Below are 21,851 nucleotides of genomic sequence, written 5' to 3' on the forward strand. Positions count from 1 at the left end.
GGCTATACGTGTGTAATAAATAACATGTGTATCAACATAATCACTCTAACCAAAGGATGTGAATAAGATGAGTAATTTAGATCGTGCTATTATTTTAGCGACCCGTGCGCATTCAGGGCAAACAGACAAATCAGGCTTACCTTACATTTTACATCCATTGCGCGTGATGTTAAAAATGACGACTGAAGAAGAACGAATTATTGCTGTTTTGCATGATGTGTTGGAAGACACCGATGTAACAGCTCATGATTTATCTGCTGAAGGGTTTTCTAATGAAATTGTAGAAGCTGTTCAAGCATTAAGTCGTAGTGAAGATGAAGATTATCATGAATTTGTAAAACGTGCTAAAAAAAATTCATTAGCTCGTCCAGTCAAAATTGCCGATATTGAAGATAATATGGACCCGTCACGTATTTTGAGCTCAACAGACAAAGATATGGAACGTATCAGTAAATATGGTAAAGCGCTGGATGAATTAATGACCGAGGAGAATCCGACCCATTGAATCCACAACAAATAGGTATCTTTTTTGACGTTGATGACACGTTATACGATCATTTGCAACCGCTCTTTGAAGCATTGCAAACAGTGATTCCAGACCAACAGGAGTCATTATCGTATGGCGATGTATATCAACGTTTTCGTTATTATAGTGAAGTGTTAGTATCGCCTCAGAATCCTCATGCTCTTTCGTTAGAAGAAATGCGTTACCAGCGCTTCATTTTGACTTTGAAGGAATTTGAGATTGAGATCAATGAGCAACAAGCCAAGCAGATGCAGGAGATTTATTTAGGATGCCAGTATGATATTCGTCCGTATGATGGGGTAGTCGAATTGATTCATGAATTGATGGATCAAGGCTACACGGTGGGCTTATTAACCAATGGGCCTGCTGAACATCAATGGAAAAAGATTTGCGCATTACATATGGATCAAGTATTTGCGCGTGATCGAATATTTATTTCAGGGGAGATTGGTTTGGAAAAGCCTGATCCTGCTATATTTGCTTATGTCAATCGACAGACAGATACAGTGCCGGAATATAGCTACTTTATTGGTGATTCCTGGCGTAATGATGTAGTGGGGGCCGTTAGTGCTCACTGGCATATGATTTGGTTCAATGCTCGTCATGCAATTCGTGAATCGGATCATCAGCCAGATACAGAAGCTGTCAATTATACAGAGATTCGCACTCAGCTACTAGCGATGATCGCTACACAACTATCTTAATATCATATTATTACAATTTAGAATAAGAAAATATAAAGAAAAAGCAAAGACATAGATAGTGTCTTTGCTTTTTCTTTATATTTTAACAATATTCGCTAAAATTCTATTCAAAAAAACGTATAAAATCCCGATAAAAATACAATATATTAATAAGTTAAGTGTTTTAAACCGTTAGGTTATATTCATTAGGGAGAAGGCGGATCATTAAGTATGAAAAATACAAACAAAGAGAATTCTACAGTCAAAAAGGTTATGCAAATCGCAGGTACTTCTATTCTGGCGACTGGATTAGTCGCAGCACCCACTGTCACAGGAGCACAAAGTCTATCATCGCCTTCTACTTCTTCCAGTTCATATCAGACTTCTTCAGACCAACCTACGGTATATAATGGTAATTCAATGCTTTATTTTGAGCAAAACTTCTTTGGTAGCTCTTCTTCTTTGACACATGGAGAAAGTGGAGCAGCTCCAATCGCGAAAAGTTTAAGCTTTATCATCAAAAAATCAACAGTATTTAGCAGTCAGTTACAAGCTACAGATGAAGAAACTAACGACAATCTAACATATCATTTACTGACTCAACCACAACAAGGGAAAGTCGTATTAACCAATACATCTACAGGTACATTTGAATATTCTGGAACAGTTGTCGGAACATATACTTTTACGTATAACGTTACTGATCCACAAAACAATCAATCAGAAGTCGCTACAGTAACAATCGAAGTGAAAAAAGACAAAGAAGATAAAGATCCTTCATCAAATACACCGACAACACCAGCACCAACTACGCCTTCTACACCTACACCTGTGGTGGCGCAACCGGTAACTATTGATGCAGTACATTCAACAAAAGATACCAATGGAACAGCAACAGGTAGTAATAGTGAACGCACCAAAGGTGCAGCAACCTTATCCAAGTCGGACGATAATAGTGCTGTACTGGATCTGATCTACGATCGTGTTCATGCAGCTACCGAAGTCGCCGCGCCGAAAGAAACGATTACGATTGCTGCTAATGCGATTACAGGTAAGCAACAATATCAATTCAATTTTGCAGGTAATGTGGTGCAATCATTAGTGGCCAAGCAAAATGGATTAGCGATTCAAACAGGGGATGTTCGCATCTATGTGCCAGCATCTGCATTTACCAATGTTAATCGCAATCTCAATCTGAGCAATAACACTACAGCGAATTGGACGATCAAAGCTGAAAAAGTATCACCTGCGTCGTTCAGTAACTGGGCAGGCAATCCGGTCACTACAGCAGGTGGAACATATCAAGTCAGTGTTCAAATCGATAATGACGGTACAGTCAATACACTTAATAATTACAACAATCGTTATGTACAATTAAGTGTAGCTGCTCCTGAAAATGCTGCTAGCAATGATCAATATATTGCATTATCTACCGATAGCGATGGAAGTACGCATGTAGTTCCTGTGGTATTTGATAATCAAGGTCAAGCGAGTATTCATAGTCTGGAAAATGGGACATTTACTATTGTCAAAGTCAATCCTTCCAACAATGTGACCAATGCTTCACCAGAATTGAAAAAATTAGTCGATAAACAAATTATTCCGGTTAGCAATCAAGCTACTGTGGCTAATGATGGATTGTTAACACGCGGACAATTGGCTTCCTATCTGGTCAATGCACTCGGTATAAATGTGAATAGTGCTCCAGCTTCAACATTCACTGATATTGACCCATCATCATCGGAAGCCAAAGCAATTCAAGCACTTTATCATGCGGGTGTATTACGCGGAATATCAGCTACTCAATTTGCTCCGAACCGTACGATTAGTAAAGAGCAACTGGCTGTTATTTTAACACGAGCCGCTTCTGCTTATGGATTGGATCAAAGCAGTAACGCTAACAATATGGAAAATGCTAGTAATAATTCATCCAGCCAATGGGCAAAAGCAGAATTAGATCAAGCGATCTCTTCAGGGAATAATACAGGTGTAGAATCTGCTAAAGGATCCGCATTAACAGCTTCTCCAACTACGACCCAGTCTGAAGGAGCGACTATGCTGGTGAAATGGCTACAAGATTCAGGGCTTCTTAATTAATAATCGTAAGTGCATAGAAAGCAACAAAAAACCGGAATATTCACTGCTGATCTATACCAGCAGGATATTCCGGTTTTATTTTGTATATAAGCATAACAGATTACTTTCTGATTAAGATAAAGGCTTATACAAAGAGATCGCATAAGGAACTGCATATTTAGCAGCTTCAAAAGCATGAAATGAATTGCCAATCCGGTTAAAATTCGCTTCAAATATCCAAATATTACGCTGCTTATCGACACCCAGATCAATCGCCACTTCAGGGAAGTTACGTCCCAGACGTTTCTCAAGATGAGTTGCTGTCTCAATCGCTAATTGACGAACACGACGATCCATTTGTTGTCCTGGCGCTTCGCCGTATTCCATATTTAGAAACCAGTCCCATTTGGTAGATAACCGTAACGTTTGAGCATGATTAGTCACTTTGCGATACGTGGATACGGCAACAAAAGGTTGTACAAAAGCAACTTTCCATTGTCCTTCGCCAACTTTCATCACATGGGTGCGTAAATGAAAAGGATGACCTTCTGTAGTAGAACTATCTACAAACTGTTGAAAAATATAACCTTTACCTAATGACATACGGACAAAATGATCCAATTGATTAGCATCTAGGTAATGCAGATACGATTGATCATACACTTCATAATCTGACTCCCGTTGCTGAATATTAAATATATTTTGCCCGTGTGAGCCAGTATCAGGTTTGAGAACGGTATTTTCATACTGCTCCATAAATTCCACCACTTGATCAGATTGTTGCATATCGTGAAAAGGAATCACCGATGCCGATACGATCTCAGAAGCATCTGCTAGTAGACGATATATATGCACTTTACTCATCGAACCGCTTTTCAATTCATGAGTAGCAGGAATCGAAGCCAGCGCATCATACATGCGAGAATAAGCAGCAATTCCTCTTTTTTTCAATCGATCAAATACTACATCAGGATAACGACAAGCATAAGGAACAAATCCGCCTTGCTCCCATACATAACCTAACAGTCGTTGTTGCCAAAAAAAGATATCATCAGCATAGATACGTACTAATCTTGCTCCATTAACAGCAGCAACAGCAGCGCAAGCTTCGATAAAATTCTCATCACTATCATTGCCATGATGTTCGGCTAACAGTCCAATCATAATCTGATCATCAGGTAATGAAGGCAATTGCTCCAATATATGATAACGCTGATCTAAATAATGAGCATAACCGATCGTATGCATAGCACGTTCATACTCATGATCACGTGTCTGTGGAGCTGTATTCGCTTCATAGAACCATAACTTTTCTTCATGGTCAATCGCTACATCTATTCCTAACTCATCCAAAGGATAATCATACATCGCATCAATATACTCTGCTAATTGCAATCCAATCTCAGGTAAAGTATCGATCCAATAATCTGCGGTCTGTGGAAATTGTGCTTGTAACCATGATGTCCACAACGCTGTAGTTCCACCCTGACTGTAATTACTTACAACAGTATGCGCTTCACCGATCCGTGGATAGATTTTTGTGATCTGAAAAGTTCCTTGATGATTACGTTGCATATGAATACGAAAATCGAATGGACGATGATCTGTAGTCTGACAATGAATATACGGTTGTACTAGATAATCTTGATGTTCAATCAGCGCCATCAATGACTTCTCTAATCCAGCAGATGTCATAATCTGTTCAGTTGTGGCTGTCTGCCATAGAAATTCTTCTTGTCCGGTCATACGTATACTTACAATCCCTTGACCTTGTCGTCCACGATCTGGCTTAACAATCACATGACGATAATGTGATAAGTAATCTTGTAGACTGTGAATATTACGACAGGGTTGTGTAGGAATAACCAGTTGAGCTAGAGATTCCGATTGACTCAAATATTGTTGAATACGCAATTTGCCATGAATCGGATGTGATGTGAACGTGACCATCCGATTTAACTTTTGTTCTACCGAAGATCGCTCTTTAGGTAGCTTGCCCATTTCGTTGATCACGATATCTGGTAAAGGAAGTGTCTGAATAATCCATTGCCCTGGTTGATCAGGGTCTGGAACCGAAGCAGTAACCTGTTTGTTTTTGAGATCAAGCCCTTTTTCATCGAAAAAAAGAATCTGCACTTGAAGCTCTACTGCCGCATCCACCATAGCCTCTATACGTGCAGAAGGAAGCAACTGCAAAGGATGAGTAGCATGATATATACCAATACTCAAAGGTGATAGACACTCCTTTTATCCAGAAAAGCGTAAGCGCTTATTCTGTTGCTAGTCTGTGATTAGTTAGAATCAGCAGGGAAGACCAGACCTAATTGACGGCGGGCTTCATCCATAATTTCAAATGTAATCAACGAATGTTCCCATGAATTGATAGACGATTGTTGTCTACCTTCGATAATCAAATTCAAAAACTCACGAATCTCGTAATACATCGGTGGTTCGGATTGACTCACATTAATCTCTTCTTCATATCCGCCACGATACGTAATCGTAATTTGTTGAGGTTCACTGATTTTGTCAATACGTACGCTGCCTAACTCACCTTGAATTTCAGAAGGAAGTGAAGAGTCTGTGATTTTGGAATACATTACGACAGCATCCATTTCGTCATAAGACAAAATAATACTACCTTCACCATCGACACCGGATTCTAACATTACCCCTGTCGCTTTCACTTCATTCGGGCGACCGAACATTACTGCAAGCGGATACAGACAATAAACGCCGAGATCCATTAAAGCGCCATTGGAGAATTCAGGCTTAAATGCATTTTGGATATTGCCTTCTTTGTAAGCATCATAACGAGAAGAATATTGCCCGTAATTTGCAAAATAACGACGTACTTGTCCGATCCGATACAAATTATCATGAATCGCAATATGATTCGGCATCATCGTTGATTTCATCGCTTCCATCAAAGTAACGTTGTTTTGCTTAGCGGCTTCGATCATAGCGCGAACTTCGGTTACGTTAGAAGCCAGTGGTTTTTCACATAATACATGCTTACCATGATTCATACATAGAATCGCTTGCTCTGCATGAAAAGAGTTAGGGCTAGCAATATAGACAGCGTCTACTTGCCCGCTTTCTAGCATTTCTGCAATATCTGTAAACACATGTGGAATATTGTGTTTGCCACCAAATTGTTGTGCACGTTCAAGTGTGCGTGAGTACAGTGAAGTAATCTGCAAATCATCATTCCGTTGCGCAGCATCAATAAATCGCTCTGTTATAAAATTAGTGCCTATAATACCAAACCGGATCATGGAATCGTCCTCTCTATTCGTCATATATGGGTACCCCGAAATATGTACGGATACATGTATTCAATATACAATATTATACCCGAGTCACCCTTGATATGACAAAGCATGTTTGTAAAAGAAAAAAGATTCATTTTGGAGATGATATAGATGTTCTTTATCTGAACGCTTGAAATGCTACAAACTTCTATCCAGTTTTACCCAAAAATATAAAAAGTTATATTGATTGTCGATACAAAGCTTGATAAAGTTTCTACATAACAAAGTAAACAGGTAGGAATTATTAAATTTAAGTAGAAAAATCGAAATGATGGGGTGTTGAGATTGAGAGACAATCAAAAGGGAAGCTACAAATTAGGGTCTGTATTTAGTGTTTTGTTAAGTTTAGTACTTGTGTTGAGTGCTTGCGGGGGAAATAGTAATGCTACTAACAACGCTGAAGGAAATGCAGGTTCCAGTAAAGATGCGGTAGAGCTACTGAATGTATCGTATGATCCGACACGTGAATTGTATGAAGAATACAATACTGCTTTTCAAAAATATTGGAAAGAGAAGTCCGGTCAAGACGTTACGATCAAACAATCTCATGGTGGTTCTGGTAAGCAAGCACGTTCTGTTATTGATGGTCTCAAAGCAGATGTGGTTACTTTAGCACTCGGTTATGATATTGATGCGATTGCAGACAAAGGATTGCTTGCTGAAGATTGGCAGTCCAAATTTGAACATAATAGTTCTCCGTATACATCCACGATTGTATTTCTTGTACGCAAAGGCAACCCCAAAAATATTAAAGACTGGAATGATCTGATCAAAGACGATGTACAGGTCATTACACCCAATCCCAAAACATCCGGTGGAGCACGCTGGAATTATCTTGCCGCTTATGGTTATGCCCTACAACAAAACAACAATGATGAAGAACAAGCAAAAGCTTATCTTGCCCAATTATTCAAACATGTCCCTGTTCTCGATACTGGAGCCAGAGGAGCTACGACTACTTTTGTAGAAAAAGGATTAGGCGATGTATTGTTAGCCTGGGAAAATGAAGCTTTTCTATCTATTAATGAGTTAGGGCCTGATCAATTTGAAATTGTCTATCCATCGATCAGTATTTTAGCAGAGCCGCCGGTTGCTGTTGTAGACAAAGTAGCCGAGCAACATGGTACACAGGATGTTGCCAAAGCATATCTGGAGTATCTCTATTCGGATGAAGGACAAGAGATTGCCGCCAAAAATTACTACCGTCCGATCAATGAAAAGATCGCCGCTAAATACAAAGATACATTTAAAGAAATGAAGTTATTGACGATAGATAAAGATTTCGGAGGATGGAGAGAAGCACAGCAGAAGCATTTCAGTGATGGTGGATTATTTGATCAGATTTATACACCGGGTTCTTAATGAGTACTCAACCTGTTCGTACCACCAAGCTTCGTCCATCCAAAGCACGTACTATTTTGCCGGGGTTCGGATTGTCGATGGGGTTCACGATTGCTTATTTAAGTCTAATTGTTTTGATTCCATTGGCAAGTATTTTTATCAAAACGACCGAACTCAGTTGGGTACAGTTCTGGCATACCATTCTTGATCCGCGTGTATTGGCATCGTATCGAATTAGTTTTGGCACTGCTTTTTGCGCGGCAGCCATTAATCTGATATTCGGGCTACTGTTATCATGGGTGCTGGTGCGTTATCGTTTTCCAGGTAAAAAGGTGATCGATAGCTTAATCGATTTGCCGTTTGCTTTGCCAACAGCTGTAGCAGGGATCGCATTAACAACAATTTATGCACCGAATGGGTGGATAGGGCATTTATTTACCCCGCTCGGTTGGAAAATTGCTTATACCCCTCTGGGTATCACGATTGCGCTGATCTTTATCGGTATTCCTTTTGTCGTCCGTACGGTTCAGCCAGTATTGCAAGACTTGAATCAAGAAACAGAAGAAGCCGCAGTGATGTTAGGTGCTTATCGCTGGCGAACTTTTTATCGAGTGGTATTGCCACAATTAATGCCTGCTTTATTGACAGGCTTTGCACTGGCATTTGCTCGTGGTATAGGGGAATACGGATCTGTTGTATTTATTTCAGGTAATATGCCACTCAAAACAGAGATTGCGCCACTGCTAATTATGACCAAATTAGAACAGTATGATTATGCAGGAGCTACAGCGATTGCATTGGTAATGTTAATTATTTCGTTTTTGTTGTTATTGCTGATTAATTTTATGCAATGGCGGTTAAATCGCCGCACGATTGAAGGCGGATAGATTGCCAAGAAAGGAGATCGACATATGGCTGGTGCTGTTACTGCACATCTTTCGCATACATCTGCGGATCGTCCCCGGCATATCAATGAATCAGGCATTGTACGCTGGACATTGATTAGTATTGCCCTGTTATTTCTAGGATTAATGGTGGTGTTGCCTTTAGTCTGTATTTTTATCGAAGCTTTCAAAAAAGGTTGGAGTGTATACGAAGCTTCTATTACAGATTCAGATGCTTTGTCAGCACTACGCTTAACATTAGTCGTCGCTTTGATTGCTGTACCGCTGAATACGATATTTGGTATAGCGGCGGCATGGACGATTAGTAAATTTCGTTTTCGTGGTAAAAATGCGCTGATTACGTTGATTGATTTACCTTTTGCTGTATCGCCTGTTATTGCAGGGTTGGTTTATATTTTGTTATTTGGTGCTCAAGGATATCTTGGACCATGGTTAGATGAGCATAATATTCAGATTGTGTTTGCTTTGCCGGGGATTGTATTAGCAACTGTTTTTGTCACTGTTCCTTTTGTAGCGCGTGAATTAATTCCACTCATGCAAGCACAAGGGGTACAGGAAGAAGAAGCGGCAGCAAGTCTTGGAGCGAAAGGCTGGCAAATCTTCTGGCGGGTGACTGTGCCCAATATTAAATGGGGCTTACTGTACGGCATTATTTTGTGTAATGCACGCGCTATGGGCGAATTTGGAGCTGTATCGGTGGTATCCGGTCATATTCGCGGAGAAACCAATACATTACCACTGCATATCGAAATTTTGTATAATGAATATCAATTTTCCGCTTCATTTGCAGTGTCGTCGTTACTGGTATTTCTAGCGGTATTGACGTTATTGACCAAAGCTTTTTTGGAATGGCAAATGAATCGTCGCCAAACAGGGTAAAATACATCATAAGATGATTTTATCAGGAGGGCGTACAGGTGAATAAAGAAGTCAATACAGTGTCTTGGGATCAATCTTTGCGTGAAGTGATGAAGCAGTTAGGAGAAGCAGAACCGACACCGGGTGGAGGTAGTGTGTCTGCAATTGTTGCAGCGCTCGGTGCAGCGATGACTTCGATGACCGCCCACTTTTCGCAAGGCGAAGGATATGAAGAAGTGCAAGTAGAAGTGAATCAAGCACTACAAGATATGGATAAGATCAGAAGTGCTTGTGAGCATTTGATGAATAAAGATATGGAATCATTTGGACAATATATTGAAGCTTTACGTCTGCCACATCATACTGACAAAGAAAAGCAGGAACGCAAGCAAACGCTACAGACGATGAAATTACAGTCGATTGATATTCCGCTACAGTTAATGGAATGTTGTCTTTATGGTCTGTATAGCGCATCACCGTTGATTGAGATATGCAATCGAACTGTTTTGTCGGATGTCGGTATCAGTATTATTTTGTTTGAAGCTTCGGCGCAATCTTTACTGCTAACCGTAGAAATTAATCTGGTGACTCTTCAAGATGAAGAACAACATCATTATTACCAACAGCGTGCAGATAGCTTTATGCAAAAAGTAACTACATTAAAACAAAAATGTCTAACACAAGTTCGACAACGTATCGCTAGTGATCATGCGTAGAAGCTCAAATGATCGTACAACATAAAAAGCTCCAAACCATTCACGATCAAGCACAGTGAATAGGTTTGGAGCTTTTTTTGCTAAAGATTATCGTAATTGTTACCAAAAGCGAAATTAAGACTGTAGTTCTCATAGTATGATAGTTCTTTCCATGCATCAGGAACTTCGCAACTACCTACATACAAAATTTGCTGATCTCGAATCAACCATTCTAATCCATGTTCTACTTCCCAATCGCAATTTAGCTCTATACGAATAATCGTCTCGGTTCGTTCGGGATCCATCTCTATCATCATATCAATAGGTTCGATATACTGTAAAATTTCTTCTGGTTGTTGAATAGACGGACACTCTTGGTCGCCTACATAATCGCAGAAGCTTTTGCAGTAATCCCATGAAAATTGAAATAATTTAGCAAGGGTATCCTGATCCAACTGATTAAACGCTTGAACTACTTTTTCTACCGCTTCTGTAGAAATGTCCGGATCACCAACATAGACGCCCATATATTGATTAAAAACAGGGGCATAGAACTCTGCGCCCCAATCTTCTTTGCGTCGGTCTATTTTTCGTAGAATAGTTTCACTCATAGTGACTAGACCGAACGATCTGTATTCATATTTTTGGCGTAATAGATTTCGTCCATTTCCATTTTGAGACGTTGTGTAATCTGATCTTGATCTTCTTCGGTCAATGTTTCTTTGGTATACCCGAATAGATAATTATCCAGATCAAATTTTTTTAATTTACATTTTGTATGGAAAATATTTTCTTGATACACGTTCACATCGATCATATCGTAAGTGTCTTTGATTTCAGAAGGAATATAGTTCTGGATCGAGCTAATATCATGATCGATAAATAGCTTGTGTCCTTGAATATCACGAGTAAATCCACGTACCCGATAATCCATTGTCATAATATCCGTATCAAATGAATGAATAAGGAAGTTCAATGCTTTTAGTGGTGAGATTTCGCCACAAGTAGACACATCAACATCCGCGCGGAATGTACTGATACCTTCATCAGGATGGTATTCAGGATACGTATGCACGGTAATATGACTTTTATCCAGATGCATCAATACATGCTCTGGCAATGGACCAGGTGATTCTTCAAAAGAAGCATTAGGTGCTGTCTCTACCGGACCTTCAGAGATCAACATCGTTACACTTGCTCCTTGTGGAATATAATCTTGCTTCGCCACATTCAGCACATGAGCTCCAATAATATCACATACATTCGTTAAGATTTTTCCTAGACGATCTGCATTGTATTGTTCATCAATATAAGCAAGATAGGCTTCACGCTCTTCTTTCGTACGTGTATAGCAAATATCGTACATATTGAAGCTCAAAGATTTTGTTAAGTTGTTAAAATTATGAAGCTGAATGCGCTGTTGCGGTGTCAATCCCATCTGTATTCCCCCTATTGTCGTCGATATCGATATCCATGTTGTGTTGCTTCAATACATAGTATGGATCGGACAGTTGTATATTTAAAGTGCCGAGCACTTAGTAATAGAAAATACTATTCATATACCCCATTGACTTATTCAAAAACATTCAGCTATTAAGCTGTACGTATTAGCATGATAAAATGCCGAATCGAATGCTGAATATGGTCGTTACATACGATTCAATGTTAACAGATGCCTTGCCTAATATCCATAGCTATAAATGTAAAACATCAACTTCAACAGCTAGGTCATTTGAGTAGATAAGATATTGAGTTTTACGCTATTTTATAGTCCACAAAAAAATTTTGCACTATCTATTAAATAAAATAACGATAGTGACGATAAGTATTAAGAACTACAAAATGTCGAAAAAAGGCGGTTATTGTCGTGATAGAGAAGTTGCTATCCCCATTTACGTTTGTTATATCTAAGCTCAAATACGCACAAAAGTTTATATTAATTAGTGTATTATGTGCGCTACCTTTACTCTTATTAACCAGTATTTGGTTTGAGAATCAACAAGCTAAAATTCAAATGTCATCTTCAGAACGAAAAGGAATAGTTAATATTGATAGTATTTTCCCGCTTATTTTACTGATGCAGAATCATCGTGCTTTTTATGGCAATTATGTATCAGGAGATACGAATGCTCAATCACAATTGAGTCAGACTGAACAAGATATTAGCGCAGAAATAAAAAAAATTGATCCTATTATCCAATCCCAACAACTACCTCAGTCGATTACAATCTGGCAAGGTATTCAAACAGATTGGAGTACATTACAAAAAGAACAATCTTCTTTAAATGCAGAAGATAGTTTTACTCGTCACAGTGAATTGATCCAAGAAATGATGAATTTTATTACAAAAAGTGCGAATGAATCGAGATTATCTCTAGATAGTGATATTGACTCCACTTCACTGGCTGGTATTTTTACCAAACAATTAGCGCAAACGTCAGATATGGTAGCACAAATGCGTGGTAGAGGAACAGCACTACTGATTAGCAAACAGAATAATCATGATACCGTTGTAAAAATCACAGAAAATACAGGCAAAATGAAATTAACGATTGAAGATATCACTAATTCTTTAAATACAGCGTATGACAATAACCCGCAGTTAAAACAATTATTTGCTGAAAAAGGAAACGAAAATATCAGTCAAATGAATGCATTTGTAGATATCGTCACCAATCAAATTATTAATGATGAAAGCTTAAAAGGTTCTTCTAACGATTATTTTGCGGCAGGTACGCAAACGATTCAGTCTTTACAACAGTTTTCAGAATCTATTGCTAATGAATTAGATGTTCTCATTGCCAAACGTATACAAGAATTAACGTATATGCGCAATCTGATTTTGGGAATTACTTTATTCGTCCTTATACTTGTGGCACTATTTTATATCGCTTTTTACCGCAATGTATTGCAATCGGTCAGAAGCTTACAAAACGGTGCAGATGCTATGGCACAAGGGGATCTCTCGCAAACGATTGTACTTCAGACTAGAGATGAACTGAAACAAGTGGGAGATGCATTTAACCAAACGATGTTGTCTCTAAATGAGCTGTTGCATCGTAATCAACAAGTATCCGATCAATCTGCAACAGCTTCTGCTCATTTGAAAATTGTATCGACTGAATCGACATTAGCGATGGGGCAAATTGCTGATGCGATTCAAAGCGTCTCTGAAGGTAACAAAGGACAGAAGAAATCAATGAATGAAACAGCGAATGCGATGAACGAAATGTCGATAGGTATTACGCGCATTGCTGAAGCAGCATCAGGCGTAGCAGAGTCGTCTATCCAAGCAACAGAACTGGTGTATGTTGGAGATCAAAAATTGGTTGATGCTGTAGCTCAAATGGAAAGTATTCGTCAGTCAGTAGATGGATCAGGTCACAAAGTCCGTACACTATCCGAACATTCTAACGAAATCGGACAGATTGTAACTGTCATTATGGGGATCGCTTCACAGACTCAATTGCTATCATTAAATGCAAATATTGAAGCCGCGCGCGCTGGTGAACATGGCCGAGGATTTAGCGTAGTAGCTGAAGAGGTAGGTAAACTAGCAGAGCAAACGAAGTCTTCCGTAGAAATGATTTCTATGTTAGTCCGTGATATTACTGAATTAGTATCGCAAACGGTCGCTTCCATTCAACTAACAGATCACGAAACGATGCAAGGGATTCAAGCAGTTCAACAAGCACATCAGACGTTAAAAGATATTTTGGCATCGACTCAAGTGGTAAGTGCTCAGATTCAAGAAGTGTCTGCTACCTCTGAAGAAATATCAGCAGGTATGGAGCAAGTAACAGCTTCTATGATTGAAGTTGCAGATGTATCTGCCAAAACATCGAGTGAAGCAGAGACGATGGCAGCAGCAACTGAACAACAATTAGCTTCTATGGAAGAAATCAATACTTCCGCAGAATCATTAAGTGGTATGTCTACCCAATTGCAAGAGGATCTCAGCAAGTTCAAATTGCGTCATTAATATAGATAGTATGTCTCAAAAAAGGTTATCTGTGCTGTACATTCAGAGTAGGTAGCCTTTTTTGAAATTACAAATTGAGCTTATAAATTACATCTTTTGTTATATAGATCATTACTAACGGTACTGTAAAATGCAAAATGACATTTTTATTAATACCAGCACAGATACACGTAAGCAGTAAAGATTACATCATAATGAATGACATGAGATACCTAAAATAGAACATCATTTTATTTTTTCTATTACTTAACAGTGTAAACTGTCCGATAAAAATAGTGGATTCAACGAAAAAAATGTCGAACAAAGGTGGAAAATGTCAATGTCAACTAAGATTCTGTTGCCTTTTACCAAAGTAATATCTAGATTGAATTACGCACAAAAATTTATACTGATTAGTTTTTTGTTCTGTATTCCGATTATTATGCTATTTGTCATTTGGTTTAACACACATCAAGAAAAAATTGATATTACTCATCAAGAGCAAAAAGGAATCACTTCTATAAATAGTATTATTCCTCTTTTTCTAGCGGTTCAAGAACATCGCGCACTATATAGCAGTTATACCAATGGATTAACAAACGTCAAACCAGATATCGAAACTACAGAAAAAGAAATCGATACACAAATCCAAAAGATTGATCAAGTTGTAGCTCAAAATGAATTTGCTGATTCTAGCAAGCAGTGGCAATCGATCCAAGCAGATTGGAAAACTCTACAAACAGAACAATTCTCATTAAATAATGCAGACAGCTTTGATCGCCATACCGCTATTATTAATAAAATGAATAATTTTGTACTGATTACAGCAGACGATTCAGGCATGTCATTAGATACAGAAATTGATTCTTATTATTTAATGGATGTTTTCGTGAATCAACTAACTCAGACTATGGAAAAAAATGCTCAACTTCGTGGAGAAGGTCAGAACATTCTACAAAAGAAAAAAATAACAGAAGCTGAATTGGTTGATATTTTGCTAGAAAAAGGTCAAATGCAATCTCTCCGTGACGGAATTGCGGATTCTCTAGACACAGCGTATAAAAATAACAGTCAATTAGAAAGTATTTTGGGTGCACAAGGGAAAACAACACTTGCCACATTAGATCAATTCCTTACAACTGTAAATAATGATCTAATTACAGATAAAACGTTTGCTACAACCCCATCAACATTTTATGATGCCGCAACTCAGACTATAGAGGCTACACATACATTTACAACTAGTATATCTAATGAGCTGAATGAATTGTTGCAACAACGAATTCATCGCTTAACTGAATCCAGAAACATTATTATCGGAATTACTATACTCGCTTTACTATTAGTGACTTTATTTTATCTTGCTTTTTACCGTAGTGTTCGTGAAGCTGTACAACGTTTGCGTGATGGAGCGACAGCGATGGCATCAGGCGATTTATCTCAGCATATTCATCTCACTACTCAAGATGAGCTTCGTCAGGTCGGAGATGCTTTTAATCAGACCATTCAAGAATTGAATCTATTATTACGCCGTAATCAGGATATTGCCGCCCAATCATCCGCAGCTTCTATACAACTTAAAGATGTCGCTAATGAATCGACTCAAGCGATGCAACAAATTGCAGAAGCGATTCAAGGGGTTTCTTCAGGAACCGATACGCAGAAAAAAGCAACTGAAGAAACGGCTAATGCAATGAATGAAATGTCGGTTGGTATCGCTCGTATTGCTGAATCAGCATCAGAAGTTGCTGAATCTTCGATTCAAGCGACAGGACGTGCTCAATTTGGCGATCAGCAATTGGTATCTGCTGTCAATCAAATGGAAAGTATTCGTGATTCGGTTCATCAATCCGGCGATACCGTCAAAGTGTTAGCAGAGCATTCGCAAGAAATTGGACAGATTGTCACTGTGATTATGAATATTGCCGCACAGACTCAATTGTTATCATTAAATGCGAATATTGAAGCGGCTCGTGCAGGAGAGCATGGACGTGGATTTGCTGTGGTAGCTGGAGAAGTAGGTAAGTTAGCAGAGCAGACCAAATCATCTGTAGGCTTAATCTCCCGTCTGGTGGCTGATATCGAACAGTTGGTTCAACAAGCCGTTCAATCGATGGAACAGACACAGACAGAAACAGAGAGCGGTATTGAAGCTATTCAGAATGCTCATCAGACGTTAAATGGAATTTTGAATGCTACCCAGTTAGTGAGTGCACAGATTCAAGAAGTATCAGCTACCTCTGAAGAAATATCAGCAGGGATGGAAGAAGTAACAGCTTCTATTGTAGAAGTGTCTGAAGTGTCAATGCGTACATCGGACGAAGCAGAGACAATGGCTGCGGCAACCGAGCAACAATTAGCTTCGATGGAAGAAATTAATGCTTCTGCAGAATCATTAAGTGATATGTCTACCCAACTGCAAGAAGATCTAAGTAAATTCAAGTTGCGCGATTAATATAGATATCATTCCACAAAAAAAGGTCGTCTGCTCTGTAGTTTGAGAGTAGATGACCTTTTTTTATATGATTACTGATGTAACGATTAATTTTACCATAAAAATCAAGCTTGAGTCTGTGGCTTGAATCCTTCGTCTTTGAGATAGTCGCCAGCTTCACTGCGGGATTCAAAAGCCATATCTAAATTCAGACCGGAATAGACACACCACATCTCATCTTCGTATTTTAGCGTTAGAATATGTCCATCTTCATCGATCCATGTACCGCCTGTAGAAGTCGTCGTTGCTAATTTGAAAGAAGCTTTAGCTTCTTCTTTTTCTTTCAACTCAACCGTTTTGTGGTTGTACGACATCGCTTTGATCGTCTCATCCAGTAATGTGCGTAACTGTTCTTCCGAATAATCGCGGATATTTACAAATCCTTTATCATCGGTTTCATAGTTATGCAATAATCCAGCATAAATATAACCGTTACCGTTCGGATGAATATGGAAAGCGACAATTTTTTTCTCATAGGCACTGTCTTCATAATGGAAATTCACACGACCTAAAGAAACATCTTTACGTTGTAGTTGTGGATACGATTGTAGCAGTTCAAGCTTTTGTTCAAAATTAAGCATAATTGCCTCCTATAAATAATGGGTAGTGGTGATTATAACATACGTAAAAAGAGATAAGCATCAAAAAACAGGTGCAGTTCAGCACCTGTTTTCTTAACAGCATACATGATCACTTATGTGGATTCAGGCACATCTTTAAAAGGATGTTTGAAGCTTTTAGGAATATCCGTTTCAAAGCGCATCGTTTCACCGGTAACAGGATGAATAAAAGAGAGTACACGTGCATGTAGACCAAGACGACCTACACCTTGAGCACGAGCGCCGTACTTTTTATCGCCAACGATAGGATGCCCTAGATCTTCCATATGAACACGAATCTGATTTTTGCGTCCTGTTTCTAAGCGAACTTCTAATAAGGAATATTCGCGTGTTTTTTGTAATCGTTTGAAATGAGTAATAGCATGTTGTCCACCATTATCATGTGAATTGGAGAACATTTTAAGTGTTTTGCTTTCTTTCAGCCATGAAGAAATGGTTCCTTCAGGCTTTTTCACTTCGCCTTCAACAAGTGCTACATAGGTACGTTCTTCTACACTTTCACGCCATGTATTTTGCAATTGTTGTTGAACTTCATGAGATTTGGCGAACATCATTACACCGGATGTATCTCGATCTAACCGATGAACTACGAAGATTCGTTGTTCCGGATCAGTCGCACGTACATGCTCGGTAAGCTGACGATAAGCTGTGACATCTTTTTCTTTATCCGATGCGATAGAAAGTAGTCCAGCATCTTTGTGAATCACAATCAAATGCTCATCTTCAAACATAATCGATAGACCGACCATCGCAGGTGCAGCAACCCGTGGTTCTTTGTGAACCATTACTTCTTGACCGGGACGAAGCATATGATTGTACGCTGTAACGGTTTTTTCATTAATAATGACCTGACCACGCGCCAATATCGATTTCACCGAATTACGGCTGATATGTGTAAGATTATCCAGTAAAAAAGGAAGAAGTTCTGTCGCTTCCTTCACTGTATAGACCGTAGGTGGAAGTGGTTTGCCACGATAGGAACCATTGCGAGATGAGCTGCTTTTCGCTTTGGATGAGTGGGCGGTCGGTTTACCTTTATGACCTGATTTCGTTGTTTTGGAACGATTTGAAGATGAATGAGAACGGGAATTTTTCTTTTGCATAAGCTGTAAGCCTCCTGTAATTAACCCCTTCACTATATCATGGAGATAGTGATCTTGCACCCGTATTTGTTAATTCTGTCGTTTTGGGTAGGATTAAGGTAAATCTAGCCCCTCCAAGCGGGGAAGAAGTACATAGAAGCTCTGCTTGCAAATGAGATGCAATTTGTTGACAGATCGCAAGCCCTAGCCCGGTAACTCCACTTTTACCTGTATAAAAGCGTTGAAAAATCTGCTGTCGTTCTTCCTCAGATAATCCTTCTCCATCATCGTCGATATGAATACACCATGATTGCTGATCTGAAGTCGGTTCGATGATCAACTGTACCTGTGTTGCAGTATGACGAACAGCATTTTGAAGCAGATTCAGTAAAATTTGAAAAACTTGTTCAGCCGCAATCGCGATAATCAGTGAAGGGCCGATGACTTGTAATTGAATATTGCGCTCTTGCGCTGCTGGCTGTAGTAAATGAATAGCTTCTTCTGCCATCGTTTTGAGATCAATCGTGGTTTGTTGCCAGACTTCATCTACACTTTCAAGTCTCGATAATTGCAGTAATTTCTCGACCATATGAATCAAGCGCTTCGATTGAGTAGTAATAATCTCTAATCCTTGATCGGTTGTGACGACCTGATCTTGAATCGCAAAGACATATCCTTGAATCGACATCAGTGGTGTTTTCAGTTCATGGGATACATTTTGCAAAAATTCAATCTGGTATTGATGTTGTCGCTGTAATCGGTTGGCCATCAATTGAAACGTACTGATCAATTCCCCTATTTCGGTATGATCTGCTTGTAAAAAATGTTCATTAGGTTGTAAATGAGGTTCATACCGACTGACTGCTTCTTTTAACCGATTGAGCGGTTGTACCATGCGCCAGACAGCAAATAAAGCAATAAATAAAATAACGATAAAGCTAGCGCCGATAGATAATAAAGTCGTTCGTAACAAAGGAATATATAGGGCACGTACTGATGATAAAGGAGAGTACAGAATCACGCGAAATGGTTGATGATTGAGTTGAGCTTCACTGTATAACACTTTACTGCCGTTTAACTGCATATATCCTTGATGATTACTGGAAAAGTTTTTGAGGATTTTACCATTGTTTTGCGTATTGCTGGAAGTGATAATTTTATTGTTTTTATCAAGTACAAAATAATCAGCATAAAACAAAATATCTTTAATAAAAAAGCGGAAGTCTGTACTATCCAGTCCATCAATATCTTGGTCTTTCAAAATGTGGGCTGCTTTGATCGTCTGAGCAGATAATTGTTGTTTGACTTGATTGAGTAAAATATCATCCATTAATTGTACAAAGAAAAAGACGGTAATCGCTACCGTCATCAGCATACCTACACAAAGTGACAGCAACATTTTGCCACGAATCGTTTTCATTATTCATGTATAGCGGCTTTGTAGCCGAATCCCCATACCGTGTCTATCGTCAGTGTCGATTGATACTGGACTAATTTTTTGCGAATCCGTTTGACCAGATCATCTACAACTCGTAATTCTCCGAAAAAATCATAATTCCATACTTGCTGAATCAATTGTTCTCTACTGAATGGACGCTGTAAATGGGTCGCCAAAAATAACAACAATTCAAATTCGCGTGAAGTAAAATACAATTCGTTATTCTGAATAAGCACTTGCCGAAATTCTTCCGAAATCGATAAATTACCTGCATAAACATAAGAGGTAGAAGCTTCAGGTACAGATGGTGTAGCCGTATCTGTAACAGCAGACACGCTAATCGGGTTGCTTGCACGCTTACCAGTGTCAATTAAGCGAAGCATTGCTTTTACACGTGCAACCAATTCACGAGGATTGAAAGGTTTACTCAAAAAGTCATTACAACCTAATTCCAAACCGTTGATCCGATCCACTTCTTCGCCCCTCGCCGAGATCATAATAATAGGAATACCTGTAAATGTACGAAGTTCGGTTAATAAAGTAAGCCCATCAATACCAGGCATCATAATATCCAAAATCAAACAATCCGGATGTTCATGTTGTACCTGTTCAACCAGTTGTTGTCCATGAGCAAAGGAAAATACTTCATACTGTTCTTTGCGTAAATACTCAGAAATTAATTGCAAAATAGACGGATCATCATCAACTACAAATAGTTTGGTCATAGCGGTAACTCCTTATCTTTCCAGAGATATAAACGTTCTAATCTTAATGTAGCAGAGCAGGGTCACCAATATCAAAGTTTGCCTAAAGCAAAAAGACAGGAACCTGCTAGGCAGTCCCGTCTTTAAGAGTGAGTTTTAGTCATAACTTAGCAAGCTTACGTTTGTAGCTAAAAGGAACTTGATGTATCTAAGCGATCCTTTTATTTGTGTGTTGTTGTTTTTGCAGGTGTTGTTGCTTTAGTTACAGGTGCTTTTGTAGCAGTTGTTTTCGTTGTTGCTTTGTGAGCAACTGCTTTTTTATGAGCTACTTTTTTGTAAGTAACTTTTTTAGCATTGTGTTTAGCAACGACTGGTTTACTCACATGACGAGCTGCTTTGTGTTTTGGAGCTTTAGTTACTACTTTGTGTGTAGTAGCTGCTTTTTTGTGGGCTGTAGCTTTTGTAGCAGTAGCTTTTTTAGTGTTGTGTTTGGCAACGACTGGTTTACTCACATGACGAGCTGCTTTGTGTTTTGGAGCTTTAGTCACTACTTTGTGTGTAGTAGCTGCTTTTTTATGAGCAGTCGCTTTTTTGTGAGTCGTTTTTTTAGCATGGTGTTTGGTAGCTACTGATTTAGCGACATGACGAGCTGCTTTGTGTTTTGGAGTTGTAGTAACGACTTTATGTGTAGTACCTGCTGTTTTGTGAGTTGTTGCTTTTTTATGAGCGGCTTTGGTAGCTCTATGTTTTGCTTTGGTAGCTTTGTGTTTTACTTTATGAGCGGCTTTAGTAGCTTTATGTTTCGCTTTGGTTGCTCTGTGTTTAGCTGTAACCGTTTTTGCTGTTTTTGCAGTCAATTTTGCTGGCATTGTTACTTTTTTAGCTGGAGTAGCTGTTGTTTTATGCGTTGCTGTTACAGGTGTAGTCGTTTTTTGCGTGGTTGGAGTAGCTGTTGTCGGTGTAGCTGCAAAAGCGCTTGTTGCTCCTCCTAATACACTGATTGTTGTTAATAATACTGCCGCATTTTTTGTCCATTTTTTCATTGGAATCACCTCTTCTTAGAATGTAAATTCATCTTATCAAGAGGTTATGTGAGAATAATGGAATAGATGTGTGAAAAGTGTATGAAATAATAAAAGTATAAGAGTTCTACA

At 38.8% G+C, this 21,851-nt stretch carries 18 protein-coding genes; 9 read left to right on the forward strand and 9 right to left on the reverse strand.

Annotation, left to right across the window (positions count from 1 at the left end; all coding sequences use genetic code 11):
* Positions 1-67: 67 nt before the first annotated feature.
* The 3 genes from PQ456_RS06205 (at position 68) to PQ456_RS06215 (ending at position 3,306) form a co-directional block, all read left to right on the forward strand.
* Positions 68-505 carry an HD domain-containing protein gene (locus tag PQ456_RS06205; RefSeq protein WP_273615350.1) on the forward strand — a complete coding sequence of 146 codons (438 nt, stop codon included), beginning with the start codon at positions 68-70 and terminating at the stop codon, positions 503-505.
* Positions 502-1,230: an HAD family hydrolase gene (locus PQ456_RS06210; protein WP_273615351.1), complete on the forward strand. Its 729-nt coding sequence runs from the start codon at positions 502-504 to the stop codon at positions 1,228-1,230. The genes PQ456_RS06205 and PQ456_RS06210 overlap by 4 nt, the downstream gene beginning before the upstream one ends.
* Before the next feature lie 210 nt (positions 1,231-1,440).
* Positions 1,441-3,306 (forward strand): S-layer homology domain-containing protein, encoded by a 1,866-nt coding sequence (locus PQ456_RS06215; RefSeq protein WP_273615352.1) that lies wholly within the window; start codon positions 1,441-1,443, stop codon positions 3,304-3,306.
* Between the two features lie 111 nt (positions 3,307-3,417).
* On the opposite strand, the gene PQ456_RS06220 is transcribed toward PQ456_RS06215, so the two are convergent.
* Both PQ456_RS06220 and PQ456_RS06225 read right to left on the reverse strand, forming a co-directional pair.
* Positions 3,418-5,514 carry a YheC/YheD family protein gene (locus tag PQ456_RS06220; RefSeq protein WP_273615353.1) on the reverse strand — a complete coding sequence of 699 codons (2,097 nt, stop codon included), beginning with the start codon at positions 5,512-5,514 and terminating at the stop codon, positions 3,418-3,420.
* A gap of 62 nt (positions 5,515-5,576) precedes the next feature.
* Positions 5,577-6,563, reverse strand: coding sequence for a Gfo/Idh/MocA family protein (locus PQ456_RS06225; RefSeq protein WP_273616258.1), 987 nt, complete (start codon positions 6,561-6,563; stop codon positions 5,577-5,579).
* A gap of 321 nt (positions 6,564-6,884) precedes the next feature.
* On the opposite strand from PQ456_RS06225, the gene PQ456_RS06230 reads away from it, so the two are divergent.
* From PQ456_RS06230 to PQ456_RS06245, 4 genes are read left to right on the forward strand one after another with little or no spacing between them, the layout of a single operon-like run.
* Positions 6,885-7,961: a sulfate ABC transporter substrate-binding protein gene (locus PQ456_RS06230; protein WP_273615354.1), complete on the forward strand. Its 1,077-nt coding sequence runs from the start codon at positions 6,885-6,887 to the stop codon at positions 7,959-7,961.
* Positions 7,961-8,827, forward strand: a complete 867-nt coding sequence (gene cysT, locus PQ456_RS06235) for a sulfate ABC transporter permease subunit CysT (RefSeq protein WP_273615355.1) — start codon at positions 7,961-7,963, stop codon at positions 8,825-8,827. The genes PQ456_RS06230 and cysT overlap by 1 nt, the downstream gene beginning before the upstream one ends.
* Before the next feature lie 24 nt (positions 8,828-8,851).
* Entirely contained in the window at positions 8,852-9,724 is an 873-nt protein-coding gene (gene cysW, locus PQ456_RS06240) for a sulfate ABC transporter permease subunit CysW (RefSeq protein WP_273615356.1), read from the forward strand.
* A 38-nt stretch (positions 9,725-9,762) separates the two neighbouring features.
* Positions 9,763-10,419: a cyclodeaminase/cyclohydrolase family protein gene (locus PQ456_RS06245; RefSeq protein WP_273615357.1), complete on the forward strand. Its 657-nt coding sequence runs from the start codon at positions 9,763-9,765 to the stop codon at positions 10,417-10,419.
* Positions 10,420-10,499: 80 nt separating this feature from the next.
* On the opposite strand, the gene PQ456_RS06250 is transcribed toward PQ456_RS06245, so the two are convergent.
* Both PQ456_RS06250 and speD read right to left on the reverse strand, forming a co-directional pair.
* A complete protein-coding gene (locus PQ456_RS06250) occupies positions 10,500-11,009 on the reverse strand; it encodes a DUF6985 domain-containing protein (protein ID WP_273615358.1) in 510 nt (169 codons plus the stop codon).
* A 5-nt stretch (positions 11,010-11,014) separates the two neighbouring features.
* Entirely contained in the window at positions 11,015-11,836 is an 822-nt protein-coding gene (gene speD / locus PQ456_RS06255; RefSeq protein ID WP_273615359.1) for an adenosylmethionine decarboxylase, read from the reverse strand.
* 429 nt (positions 11,837-12,265) lie between these two features.
* Between speD and PQ456_RS06260 the strand changes: the two genes are divergently transcribed.
* Together PQ456_RS06260 and PQ456_RS06265 are read left to right on the forward strand one after the other, a co-directional pair.
* Entirely contained in the window at positions 12,266-14,380 is a 2,115-nt protein-coding gene (locus PQ456_RS06260; RefSeq protein WP_273615360.1) for a methyl-accepting chemotaxis protein, read from the forward strand.
* A 319-nt stretch (positions 14,381-14,699) separates the two neighbouring features.
* Positions 14,700-16,814: a methyl-accepting chemotaxis protein gene (locus PQ456_RS06265; protein WP_273615361.1), complete on the forward strand. Its 2,115-nt coding sequence runs from the start codon at positions 14,700-14,702 to the stop codon at positions 16,812-16,814.
* A 104-nt stretch (positions 16,815-16,918) separates the two neighbouring features.
* Here the strand turns inward: PQ456_RS06265 and PQ456_RS06270 are convergent, their stop codons facing one another.
* The 5 genes from PQ456_RS06270 to PQ456_RS06290 form a co-directional block, all read right to left on the reverse strand.
* On the reverse strand, positions 16,919-17,434 hold the full coding sequence (locus PQ456_RS06270) for a hypothetical protein (RefSeq protein WP_273615362.1): 516 nt from the start codon (positions 17,432-17,434) through the stop codon (positions 16,919-16,921).
* Positions 17,435-17,547: 113 nt separating this feature from the next.
* Positions 17,548-18,576 (reverse strand): RluA family pseudouridine synthase, encoded by a 1,029-nt coding sequence (locus tag PQ456_RS06275; RefSeq protein ID WP_273615363.1) that lies wholly within the window; start codon positions 18,574-18,576, stop codon positions 17,548-17,550.
* Positions 18,577-18,613: 37 nt separating this feature from the next.
* On the reverse strand, positions 18,614-19,975 hold the full coding sequence (locus tag PQ456_RS06280; RefSeq protein ID WP_273615364.1) for a sensor histidine kinase: 1,362 nt from the start codon (positions 19,973-19,975) through the stop codon (positions 18,614-18,616).
* Positions 19,975-20,718, reverse strand: a complete 744-nt coding sequence (locus PQ456_RS06285; protein ID WP_273615365.1) for a response regulator transcription factor — start codon at positions 20,716-20,718, stop codon at positions 19,975-19,977. Before PQ456_RS06285 ends, PQ456_RS06280 begins: the two co-directional genes overlap by 1 nt.
* 200 nt (positions 20,719-20,918) lie before the next feature.
* Complete coding sequence (locus PQ456_RS06290) at positions 20,919-21,740, reverse strand: hypothetical protein (protein ID WP_273615366.1); 822 nt, start codon at positions 21,738-21,740, stop codon at positions 20,919-20,921.
* Positions 21,741-21,851: the final 111 nt, after the last annotated feature.

It is taken from the genome of Paenibacillus kyungheensis (genome assembly GCF_028606985.1).
GTDB lineage: Bacteria > Bacillota > Bacilli > Paenibacillales > Paenibacillaceae > Saccharibacillus > Saccharibacillus kyungheensis.